This is a genomic window from Rhizobium laguerreae (genome assembly GCF_019778565.1).
GTDB lineage: Bacteria > Pseudomonadota > Alphaproteobacteria > Rhizobiales > Rhizobiaceae > Rhizobium > Rhizobium laguerreae.
Genome location: NZ_JAAXQT010000023.1, coordinates 17295 through 28191, shown reverse-complemented (window position 1 = coordinate 28191; position 10897 = coordinate 17295). Strand labels below are relative to the sequence as shown.

The following is a 10897-nucleotide window of genomic DNA, read 5'->3' as shown; positions in this document are numbered from 1 at the left end:
AATTCTTTCGAAAAGCCTGCCGCACCTCCTCCCGCGGCAGGCTTTTTCGTTTTCCGAAACAAGTCCGGAATTCAGGCGTCAAAGCAGAATGCCCTGTTCCACCGGCTCTCCGGATTTCGACACGATCGTTGATCCGTACGGTTCGCGTGAGGAAATGATCGGCGCGTCATTCGGTAACGGCTGGGCCAGTTCCTTCGCCTCTTCCCAGGGCGCCCGCATCCAGGTGTCGGTCTCTTCCTTGGTCAGCAAAAGGACGGGCATCGCCTTGCCATGGATCGGCTTCACCAGGTCGTTGGGATCCGTGGTCAAGAAGCCATAGAGGTCGTCGGTCGTCAGCCCGTCCCTGACCTTTCGGACACTCTGCCATTGCGGCACATGGAGGCCGGCAAAGAACATCAGCGGCTTACTTTCGTCGCGGGCGAACCAGGCATTCGGCACGTTGCCGCCCTGCTCCTGGCGGATCCGGCTCCGCGAAACTGGTGACCGGGACGAGGCATCTGTTTTCGACGCCAAACCATCGTCGTGTTGGCGCAGATGTCAGTCAGCCCAGCGGCGGCGGATCGAGATATATTGGCTTTTCCCCGGAGAGGCTTCGCTTAGCCTCTTTTGTGAAATCGTCAGCGAGAACCTCTTCTTGGTTAGCCTCAAGGCCGATCAAGGCTGCTTCAGCAGCCTGCTGTGGGCTGATTTTCTTCATGTCGAACCCATGGGTCATGTCGGTATCCATGAAGCTCACATGCAGGCCAAGCACTGCTGTCTTCTGGTTGCGCAGTTCGATACGCAAGGCATTTGTGAAGCTCCAAGCTGCGGACTTCGAAGCGGAATATCCGGCAAGCATAGGCCGTGCGTACCAAGTGGCGTCAGACAAGACGTTGATAATCGCTCCACCACCGTTCCTCGCAAGGGTCGGAGCGAATGCTTGGCTGACAGCGATCATTCCGAAGTAGTTTGTCTCGAAGATTTCCCGCGCGCTGTCGATCATACTCGGGTCAAGGATGTTGCTGTTCAAACGGGCAATACCGGCATTGTTGACCAGCAAGGCAACATCGCGGCATTGGTTCGCGGCGTCGGCTATCGAGCCACGATCGGTTACATCCAGTCTGACCTGCATGATACCGGGCCGAGCCGCACCAGTGGGATGCCGCACGCCGGCGTAGACCTTCTTGGCGCCGCGTTTAAGAGCTTCCTCAGCAAACGCCAAACCTAGTCCGCGATTAGCGCCTGTTATGAACAGCACCGAATCTTTAATCATCATTTTCGTTTTCTCCGTTGGACGGGACCAAATCGTGCTGAAGCGGTTCAAACTCCCCGCCAAGATATCTTCTCTTCTTATTTTGCGAGCGACGGCCCCGTGGGGCGGGCTAATAACCATCAGTACCGATGACAACCTCGACAAGCGTCCGCGGCGGTCCTTGGGCAGGCCACATAGCCGACGCTCAGCTCGCGGGCGTCGGCTATGCTTCAAGGCTTTTCGGTCGCGTGCTGTGCTGCTGCGGAGCGAGTGGACGAGCGAGTAGGTGACGACACCCATCGGGGCCGCAAAAAGCCGGCGGCGATCTTGGTTGATCTCGTTCCGCCAAATGCATCTAGGAACCTCTATGGCTGCACAGGCGATCACGGAACGTGAACGCAAAGACGTCCACCGAACTGGTCAAGATGGAGGCGCTTCGCCGGCCTGCTCCGCCACCAAGTATTCGGCGTACCAGTCTGGCCACTTCTCATCACGTTGGCCGCCCCTCCGCTTCTCATGCTCGCCGTGGGCGGCGCCCGCGCGTCGCAGTGCGGCGGCGAGCTCGGTCGACGAGTTGAACGTCGTGACGTCCGTGTCCACGCGGCCAGGCAGTCGTGCGGTGACCTCTTGGAGCAGCCAGCCGTTGCCGTCCGGGTCGCTGAACGAGGCGAATGAGGCGTAGCTGCGCCGCTCGGGATCCAGGCCGGTGAGGCGGCCATCTGGGCCGGCGCCCGGGTGGAACACGTCACTCACTTCGACACCGCGACCCAGGAGCTCGGCGCGCGCCGCCTCGATGTCGGATACAATGAGCAAGAGCGCCGATGTGGTACCAAGGTGGATGGAACCCGGCGAGCCTGGCGGCGTGAACTGCACGGCCCGGGACCCGTCGCTCCTGACGAAGTCAGCATCGAGCCTCCAGCACAGTCCGTCGTAGAAGCGCTTGGCGCGATCGACGTCCGAAACAGGGATGACGGCCACCTCGAGTTTCATGTCCACCGTCCGCGATTCGGCGGTCTCGGTTGCAGTTTCACTGTGCACGTGATTGTCGGTCATGTGGAGCTCCTTGGTTTGGATGCCTTGCTTGAGTTTCGCCTATGGAGATCAGACAAATGTTCTCGTCCTATGTCTTGGGCGCGAGCGGGGCGGCAGCGTCACGCGCTATCCAATTCATTTTGATGGCCGCAGCGGCCTGAACGCGGCGCGCAACTCGGCGGAAAACAGTTCCGGCTGCTCCCACGCGGCGAAATGACCGCCCTTGTCGACCTCATGGAAGTAGATCAGGTTGGGGTAGGCGCGCCTGGCCCATGTCTCCGGGGCCTGATAGCTCTCCCCAGGAAAGACCGTGATGGCGACCGGCAGCGCGATTTCACTGGTCTTCTCCGGTCCGGCAAAAGCAGGGCTGCGTCCGCCTCCGTACTCCCAGTAAATTCGACCTGACGAGGTGGCGGTGTCGGTCAGCCAGTACAGTGTGATGTCGTCGAGCACCTCGTCCGGGGACTTTTCGGGATCTCTGGTGTCGTAGGTCCAGTGGGAGAAGCCCGGATGCCCGAGCATCCACGCCGCGAGGCCGACCGGCGAGTCCATCAAGCCGTAGCCGATAGTCTGCGGCCGAGTGCCCATCATCTGAGCGTAGGACCTATTCCCCATTTTGGCGCCTATGCTGAAGGCGTCGAACGCCGCACGTTCCTTCTGGGTCAGTTCCGCAGGCGCTGGGCCGCCAGCGGCGAGCACCGCGGCAATCTCGGGCGGCACGATCGCCGGCAAGTTAATGTGGATGCCGAGCAAACCTGACGGCGCCAGGCGGCCCATTGCGTTCGATACGGGGGAACCCCAGTCGCCACCCTGAGCGACGTAGTTTGAATAGCCGAGGCGCTTCATGAGCTCCGCCCAGGCTAGCGCGATGCGGTCCGTGCCCCAGCCGGCGACCGCCGGCTTGCCGGAGAAGCCGAAACCCGGCATTGAGGGCAGCACGAGATCGAACGCGTCCTCTGCGGAGCCACCATGCGCCGTTGGGTCAGTGAGCGGGCCGACGGTCTTGAGCAGTTCCAGCACCGACCCGGGCCAGCCATGAGTCATGATCAGCGGCATCGCGTCCGAGTGACGCGAGCGGACGTGAATGAAATGAATGTCCACGCCGTCGATTGTCGTCATGAACTGGGGCAGGGCGTTTAAACTGGCCTCGGCTTTTCGCCAGTCGTAGCCAGTTCCCCAGTATTCGATGAGCGGCTTGATTTTCGCGAGCTGGATGCCTTGGGTCTGGTCATCGACCGTCTCCCGGTCGGGCCAACGCGTGGCGGCGATGCGATCGCGGAGGTCGTCGAGGTTGCCTTGCGGGATGCTGACGGTGAACGGCCTGATCGAGCGATCTTCGGCCGCGGTGGCGTTGGTCAGGCAGAAAAGGATGCAAAGCCCCGATGCCAGCGCGGTCGCCAGTTTGTGGAACTTCATGGCTGAATCTCCTTGCCCGGAGAGTGGAACGTCACGGCTTGTTTGGTGAAGACGCTGCCTTCGGCGTCTACCACCTCGATCAGGACCTTGTGCTGGCCGCGCGACATGCCCACCAGAATAACGGTGTTGCTCTGGCCGTAATCCGCCCACGCCCAAGGCAGATCATCGACCGTGATGTGCAGATGTCCGACCCGCGGAGACACGTTGCGCGCAGCCGGCCCACCCACAGGCAGGATGCGCACGTTCTCCACCCGGTACGGGAGGAACACGACGCCCCTGGCCAACGGACCGGGAAGCGGCGGCTCAACGATCAGCTTGGGCGCAGGCTCGTTGTCGACGGGAACGACGGTGCTCTGGGCGACCACATCCGTGGCGAAGACGGTGCAAGCCGCGAGCACGGCGAGTGTCTTGATCAGGAGGTTCATTGCATTCTCTCCTTTTGGAGATTCGCTATCTGGTAATCGCCAAGCTGAGGTTGACGCGCACGTCCGGCGCAGCGCCCGACACCTCACGTCCGCGCCGTCCTGAACGATGTGCGCAGCTCGTCGGTGAAGGACCCGGGCTGTTCCCATGCTGCGAAATGGCAGCCCTTGGGCGGGCGGCCGTAATGCAGAAGTTTGGGAAACGCTCGTTCGGTCCAACTTTTGGGCGCCGTGTAGATTTCGGACGGATAGGCGCTTACGCCGACGGGAATGGTGATGCCTTTGGCGTCGAAGAAGCCCGCCGTCGCCGTTTGCCGGTGTTCCCAATAGAGCCGGGCCGAGGAGATCGCGGTGTTTGTCAGCCAATAAAGCGTGATGTTGTCGAGGATGTCGTCGCGGGTAAGGCCCTCCGGCTCTCCATCGAAGGCGCGGGCGATCAGTGCATAGCTGTCAGCGTCGTGATCGAGAATCCACGACGCCAAACCAGCCGGCGAATCGACGAGCCCATAGAGCGTCTGCGGACGAAGTGCCATCTCGTTGGCGTAGCCCAGGCCGAACTTGTAAAAGAAGGCAGCCTGTTCGTAAGCCCGCTTTTCGTCGGATCCGAGATCGGCGGGAGGCGGGCTGCCGGCAGCCAACGCCTTCACAATCTCGGGCGGAATGGTCGCTGGCATATTGGTGTGGATGGCGATCAACTCGGGAGGCGCCATCAAAGCCATCTGTTCGGTGATGAGCGCGCCCCAATCGCCGCCTTGCGCGACAAACCGGTTGTAGCCGAGGCGCTTCATCAACACAGTCCACGCCTGTGCGATGCGCGCCGGATCCCAGCCGGGTTGCGTCGGTTTGGCGGAAAAGCCGTAGCCCGGCATCGACGGGATTACCACGTCGAACGCATCGGCCGCGGTTCCGCCATGCGCCGTAGGGTTCGTGAGCGGATCGATGATCTTAAGCAGTTCGATGATCGAACCTGGCCAGCCATGCGTGATGATAATTGGCATAGCATCCTGATGCTTGGATTTCACGTGGATGAAGTGGATGTCCAGCCCATCGAGCTCGGTAACGAAATGCGGCAGCGCATTCAGGCGCGCCTCGCACTTGCTCCAATCGTATTCGGTTCCCCAGTAATGGATGAGTTTCTGCATCGTGCCGAGTTGCACCCCTTGTGTATCGCCCGATGGCGGGGTTTCCCAGGTCCGCCGCGAAGCTGCAGCAGTCACCAGTTCGCGTTCGGGCCAGCGGGTGGCGGCGATGCGGCGACGCAATTCGACAAGCTCCTCGTCCGGGAAGTTGACGGTGAAGGGGCGGATTGAACCGGCGCCCGACGCGGCAGCCGGCTGAACGGAGGTAAAGTTCAACGCTCCGGCTGCCGAAGTGGCGAGTAATACAGTGGCCGAGGTGGCAAGAAACTTGCGCCGATTTGGCGGCGGATTTACCGTGGACATGATCTGTCTCCTTCGTTGCGCGGATGCAATTAAGCGGCTGGGCACGTTTGTTGTGCTCTCACTTCCGCGCGCGATCCATCGAACGCAGGTTTGTCATAATCGCGCCTTCGTTTATGGCGCTCATACTTAAGTATATCGCCATGACAGGTCCGAGTTTCCCTCGGCTGAATTCAATGAAACTAGACGATCGGACTTTGCGGGCTGCCGCGCCTGATTGCGCCGGCAATGGACGACGCTCTAATCGCTGTCACCGCCATCGTTTTTCAATGCAGCCTCAATGCAGCGAGACAGCCTGTCACCGTCAAAAGGCTTGTTCAAAAAGCAGACGGCGCCTCTTCCAAACGCCTGCGTGCGGACGTTGTTGTCGGGATAGGCCGTGACGAAGATGATTGGCATTTTATACCCTCGTGCGTGCAAAACGTCGTGCAACTGGATTCCACTCATGTTCGGCATCTGGACGTCTGAAATCAAACACGAGGTTTCTGTCAGTTGCTCTGAATGCAAGAACGAACGTGCGGAAGAAAAAGCGTGCGCGACGAAGCCGAGCGACCGCACAAGGCTCGCAGTTCCGATACGGCTGGATTCGTCATCGTCGACGATCGAAATAACTGGTGTGTCACGCAAGCGATTGGCCCATCAATGTGCACTGTACAATGCTCTGGGCCACCTACGTGCGATAGTCATACATAGATATGAGGTTTACGAGGCCCTTTTATCGATTAAATGCCGAGCGCCTCAGCCATTTTGACCAAGTCGGCTAGCGATTTCGCGTGCATTTTCTTCATCGCATGGCCGCGATGAATCTTAACCGTAATCTCGCTGAGGCCGACGTGAGCCGCGATCTGTTTATTCATCAAGCCGGTAGCGACGAGCGCCATCACCTCCTGTTCGCGGGACGTCAGGCTGGTAAATAGGCCTTGTAAGTCGAACCGTGCCCGTTCGGCGTCCAGCCTCGTCCGGTCGCGGGTGATCGCGGCGGTGACGGCATCCAACATATCCTGATCGCGAAACGGCTTGGTGATGAAGTCGACGGCGCCGGCTTTCATGGCCCGCACCGACATGGGGATATCGCCATGTGCAGTGATGAAAATGATGGGAATCTGAATATTGACTCTCGTCAACTCGGCATGAAGCTCGAAGCCGCTCAGCCCGGGTAGGCGCACGTCAAGAACCAGGCAGCTCGGATTCGGAGGCAGCTTCCGTTGCAAGAATTCGTTGGCCGAACGGAATAGTTCGGCGCGCAAACCGACCGAACGGAATAGCAGGCCGAGCGAGTCGCGGACTCCGGCGTCATCATCGATCACATAGACAGCAGGCTCGACATCACTTGTAGGCTGCGAACTCGTCGGTGCAATTTTGACCACAACTGATCCTCGTCATGCGGAGACAGAGCGAATTGAACTAAAATGAAATATAGCCCCCCAGGGCATGTTCGGGGCAGCCCACAACCGTCCATCGTGGGCTTCGACGATTGACCTGCAGATCGACAGTCCCATTCCCATCCCTTCGGGCTTGGTCGTGAATAACGGGTGGAATATTCGATCGATGTCTTGCGGTCCAATTCCTGCCCCCGTGTCCGCCACCGATACCCTTACGTGGCCATCCTCATGCATCTTGGATTCCACCGACAGAACCCGCGATCCGCCAACCTCGATCATGGAATCGATGGCGTTCGTGATCAGGATTACGAGCACCTGCTGTAGTTGAGTTCGATCGCCCGTTATCTCCGGCAGTTGTTCATCTATCACAGCTCTAACCAGTATCCGGTGTTTGACCAGATCCCCTCGCATGAGGGCGAGGGTTTCCCGGATAAGGTCATTGAGGTCGAGCGACGCTCGCTTTCGGTCTTCCTTCTTGAAGATTGTTCTAATACCTTCAATCACCGCTGCCGCACGATGGCCGCCGGCGACTATCTGCGTGAACGCCTCCTTCGCTTCCTCCAGATCGGGCGATGAGCGATTGAGAAAGCGCAAGCCCGCGTCGGCACTCGTTATCATGCCAGACAGGGGTTGCTTGACTTCATGAGCAACTGTGGCGGCAACTGCATCTCCGGTTACCAATCGCGCCTCGCGCTCCTGACGCCGGGCACGAACCGCTGCGAGAAGCCGTGCGTAAAGCGTCGTTATTTCGTACAGCATGACAATCAGGACGAGACTACTCGAAATGAATCCGATGATCCGAACAGCATACCAGCCAATGCTGAAGCGGACCGGTGTAGGGTAGTAACTTAGGGGTATCTCTATCGCGTACAGGGACATGACGACCATCAACCACAGATCGAGCATCGAGCGTTGCCTGATCCAAAGCAGGACGAGGGCCGCGACACTTACCAGTGCGACGGGTGCCCCGACATAAGGCCAGAGCGGGCTAAGGCGGAGGGAATCCAGCACCACGCGGGGCAAAATCGCATTAAGACCTACGCAGAGATACACCGCAGCCAACACGACCAGTGCTGTCAAGGCGACACTTATTGCTATCGCCGCACCCGCCGAGCCTCGCCAGAACCGGTTGTCGGGCTCCGCTTCCTTTAGCAATGCGTATCCGATTACGAACATGGAAAAACCGGCGTGCCAAGAAAAGTAGAGCCAGGATGTGCTCTGCAGGCCGCCAATAAGACCCCTACCGGGCACGAATACACCTGGAAACGCCAGGATCCACGGAATGAGGATAAGAGCCGTGAAAACATAGCCGCTCGCGATCACGAGGATGGCGCGCGAGCGGAGAATGGAGAACTGGGCAAACAGCAGGATCGCAGTAATCGAGTCGCTCACGAACATCGCCGTCGTGTAGGCCGGGACGAAGGCGTCAATCCGGTGCGGCTGCACGTTCGAGAGTACTCCGGCGGCGATGAATACGAGAACTAGTAGGCCGAAAACGACAGCGAGAGCGAGCCACTTCTGCGCTGAACCTGGGGACAGCTCTGAGAGGACAAAGAAATCTTCCTCCGACGTGTTCACGGCTGTTCTCCATTGAATACTTTTCGCCGCGGCTGCAGCGCGCGGCACGAAAGTCGTCACGTTCAGAATATCATTAAGGTATTTTCCTTGATCCCTCCGTCATTCTACCACCCGCGGCGAGCTGCACACAAACGAGATTATCTTTGCGGGTGCCGCCTACGCGTTCGATGGCACGCTCGTCGAACGGCAACTTTGTGGGCCTGCTGATAAAATGCCCCTCGGGCATGCCATATCAGCCTAGGTGAGTCTCCAGATTGAGCGGCGGCTCGTATTTTGTTGCCGCAATTGCGCGTGAAATGGGCTCCCGCTACGTCATTGCCCTGTCTCCGACCCGTCCTATCTCTTGCGCGGGACGGTCAGCGAGAGAGGACGCGCATGCCGATAGACAATGCGAGATCGGCTCCGATGCAGCCGGGTGTATCTGTGGACGAGCTGAAGGCGGCTTTGGGAACGAGCTGGAAGGAGCCGAGCCTACAGGCGGAAGGCCATTTGCATATCGAGGAATTTGGCACGCGCATTACCGCCGATGGCAGGCTCGGCGAGGTTCATTTCCGCGCCCCCTTCGAGCTTCCCCCTATCCATGGCGTCAGGATGGGAATGCCGGCCGAAGAGCTGCATCGGCTTTATCCCGGTGTCGAGCGCATCTCGGACGAGCGGGAGAAATATGGCTGGACCATGCTGAAGACGAACCTGTCGGATACGCTGACGCTCGGCGTCGGCATCAGGGAGGATGTCATCAGGATCATCAGTCTGACGGATCCGACGGCGGTCTATCCGGAGCGGCCCCATAAATATGCCGATCCCAGCCTCACCGAGGCCTATGACCTGACGATGACCGATCCTGTCGATCTCGCCCGCCGTCCCAGTAGCGGTTGGTGCTACGGCCGCCCGCCGGGCATCGATGCCAGGAGATGGCCGGTCAGCACCACCAACGGTATGCCGCTTCGCCATGCCTTCACGGTGAAACTACCGCCGCAATACCGCACGCTCGGCGATGAGTATGTGGCGATCTCGCTCTTTGTCGACGAACAATGGGAAACGCCGCCGGCAAGCAGAAATGTGGACACCGGAGGCGCGCGCCGGGCCGATCCGCGCCGCTTCGACATGGAATTCATGGACAACGACTACGTTCTCTTCTGGCTGACGGAAGAGGAGTTTGCAGCACCGCTCGGCGCACCGCCGGCCATCGAGGGCGCTCCTGTTCCCGGCTGGCTCTCGAAATCGCCACTCGATTATTTCGGCGAATTCAACCTGCCGAAAACGGTGGCCGAGCAGCGGGCGAAAAACGTCTTTTCGGCCGGCGGACTTGCCGTCAACGAACTTCTGGCGGCAGCACGGCCTGCTAGGGGCTGGAAGAACCTGCCGGCAACAGAAGCGCTCGACTACGGTTGGCCGATCGAGATCACCTTGCGCGAGGGCGACCCGAATGTCGGAAAGCCTGCGCGAGAATTCAGGCACGAAAACGAGTTCAGCGGCTATATCGCCGCCTATTCGGAAGAAGGCCAGGCATTGGGGCTGGAGCGCTTTCAGGACTGGCACGCCCATCTCGGCGGCACGATGTTTCCCATGCAGGGTTATCCCGATTTCTCGCCCTTCTACATCGAGCTGTCGGAGATCTTCGGCGGCTTCAATTTCGGCGACGGTGTCGCCCAGATCGACCTCAAGGAGATGAAGCTCGAATGGGCCTGCTGATGCTGGAGAAATTTGAAGATGGCTGCCAATTGCCTGGCGCAAGCCCGGCTGAAATCGCGGCCTGCGAGACGAAACTGAAGATTATCCTGCCGGCGGAGATCAAGGCCTTCCTTGCCGCCTCCAACGGCTTCAACGGAGAGGTCGGCCAAGGTTATCTGGTCCTGTGGAGTGCGGCGGAACTTGCCGGGGCTGACGGCTACGAGATCTTCGAATTTCGCGACGACCAGCTGCTGATCGGTTCGAATGGCGGCCCGACCGCCTATGGCTTCGTCAAGGGCGACTATATTTCCATTCCCTTCGTCTTTGCCGGAAACTGGCTGAATGAAGTGCGTGTTCTCGGCCGCTCTTTCGAGGAGTTCATCGAGGCCATCGAGCGCGGCGACGGCTGGTAAGGCCATTTGCTGGGCGGTCGGGCTTGCTGCCCGCTTTAAGGGGACCTTTAAGCAGGAGAAGATCTTGTGTATGTCGTACGATAGGCCAAACTTCAGAATCGTCACCGCTGTCCGCCGACCACCTCAAAATGGCAAGGCGAACACGATGAGATGGATCCTTCTCGGCTGCTTGTTTCTGAGCGTTTTCGGTATGGCATCCATACTCCGTGCGGCACAGACGCACGTCCTGAGCTAGCCGGGCGGCTGGCTGATGAGGTATGCCCTGTTGGTAGACCGGCGGCGGTTCGGTGAACCGGCGCCGGAGTATGTGCCG

The 10897-nt window shown here is 59.6% G+C and carries 10 protein-coding genes and 1 pseudogene; 2 read left to right on the top strand and 9 right to left on the bottom strand.

From position 1 onward, the window contains the following. Positions 1–78 precede the first annotated feature (78 nt). From HFO71_RS35270 to HFO71_RS35230, 9 genes and pseudogenes are all read right to left on the bottom strand, one after another. Positions 79–523: pseudogene (locus tag HFO71_RS35270) on the bottom strand (SOS response-associated peptidase family protein); the annotation flags it as partial. A gap of 18 nt (positions 524–541) precedes the next feature. Continuing rightward, positions 542–1255, bottom strand: a complete 714-nt coding sequence (locus tag HFO71_RS35265) for an SDR family oxidoreductase (RefSeq protein ID WP_221989093.1) — start codon at positions 1253–1255, stop codon at positions 542–544. A 396-nt stretch (positions 1256–1651) separates the two neighbouring features. Beyond that, positions 1652–2284 carry a VOC family protein gene (locus tag HFO71_RS35260; protein WP_221989092.1) on the bottom strand — a complete coding sequence of 211 codons (633 nt, stop codon included), beginning with the start codon at positions 2282–2284 and terminating at the stop codon, positions 1652–1654. 114 nt (positions 2285–2398) lie between these two features. Next, the gene (locus tag HFO71_RS35255; RefSeq protein ID WP_132613605.1) at positions 2399–3679 is read right to left on the bottom strand and encodes an epoxide hydrolase family protein; all 1281 of its coding nucleotides are present in this window, start codon (positions 3677–3679) and stop codon (positions 2399–2401) included. Continuing rightward, positions 3676–4104, bottom strand: a complete 429-nt coding sequence (locus HFO71_RS35250) for a DUF6130 family protein (RefSeq protein WP_077976304.1) — start codon at positions 4102–4104, stop codon at positions 3676–3678. Before HFO71_RS35250 ends, HFO71_RS35255 begins: the two co-directional genes overlap by 4 nt. A gap of 83 nt (positions 4105–4187) precedes the next feature. Further along, the gene (locus HFO71_RS35245) at positions 4188–5543 is read right to left on the bottom strand and encodes an epoxide hydrolase family protein (protein ID WP_077976303.1); all 1356 of its coding nucleotides are present in this window, start codon (positions 5541–5543) and stop codon (positions 4188–4190) included. A 237-nt stretch (positions 5544–5780) separates the two neighbouring features. After that, on the bottom strand, positions 5781–6167 hold the full coding sequence (locus HFO71_RS35240) for a response regulator (protein ID WP_077976302.1): 387 nt from the start codon (positions 6165–6167) through the stop codon (positions 5781–5783). A gap of 95 nt (positions 6168–6262) precedes the next feature. Next, positions 6263–6907, bottom strand: coding sequence for a response regulator transcription factor (locus HFO71_RS35235; RefSeq protein ID WP_077976301.1), 645 nt, complete (start codon positions 6905–6907; stop codon positions 6263–6265). A 12-nt stretch (positions 6908–6919) separates the two neighbouring features. After that, on the bottom strand, positions 6920–8560 hold the full coding sequence (locus HFO71_RS35230) for an MASE4 domain-containing protein (RefSeq protein ID WP_338150510.1): 1641 nt from the start codon (positions 8558–8560) through the stop codon (positions 6920–6922). 315 nt (positions 8561–8875) lie between these two features. Here HFO71_RS35230 and HFO71_RS35225 point away from each other — a divergent pair, with 315 nt between their 5' ends. Then, a complete protein-coding gene (locus HFO71_RS35225; RefSeq protein ID WP_221989091.1) occupies positions 8876–10192 on the top strand; it encodes a DUF7256 domain-containing protein in 1317 nt (438 codons plus the stop codon). Further along, the gene (locus tag HFO71_RS35220) at positions 10180–10584 is read left to right on the top strand and encodes an SMI1/KNR4 family protein (RefSeq protein WP_221989090.1); all 405 of its coding nucleotides are present in this window, start codon (positions 10180–10182) and stop codon (positions 10582–10584) included. The genes HFO71_RS35225 and HFO71_RS35220 overlap by 13 nt, the downstream gene beginning before the upstream one ends. Positions 10585–10897: the final 313 nt, after the last annotated feature.

Coding starts and splice junctions, on each gene's coding strand:
- HFO71_RS35260 (WP_221989092.1), bottom strand. CDS start 2,284: ATGACCGACAATCACGTGCACAGTGAAACTGCAACCGAGACCGCCGAA.
- HFO71_RS35245 (WP_077976303.1), bottom strand. CDS start 5,543: ATGTCCACGGTAAATCCGCCGCCAAATCGGCGCAAGTTTCTTGCCACC.
- HFO71_RS35220 (WP_221989090.1), top strand. CDS start 10,180: ATGGGCCTGCTGATGCTGGAGAAATTTGAAGATGGCTGCCAATTGCCT.
- HFO71_RS35255 (WP_132613605.1), bottom strand. CDS start 3,679: ATGAAGTTCCACAAACTGGCGACCGCGCTGGCATCGGGGCTTTGCATC.
- HFO71_RS35265 (WP_221989093.1), bottom strand. CDS start 1,255: ATGATGATTAAAGATTCGGTGCTGTTCATAACAGGCGCTAATCGCGGA.
- HFO71_RS35250 (WP_077976304.1), bottom strand. CDS start 4,104: ATGAACCTCCTGATCAAGACACTCGCCGTGCTCGCGGCTTGCACCGTC.
- HFO71_RS35225 (WP_221989091.1), top strand. CDS start 8,876: ATGCCGATAGACAATGCGAGATCGGCTCCGATGCAGCCGGGTGTATCT.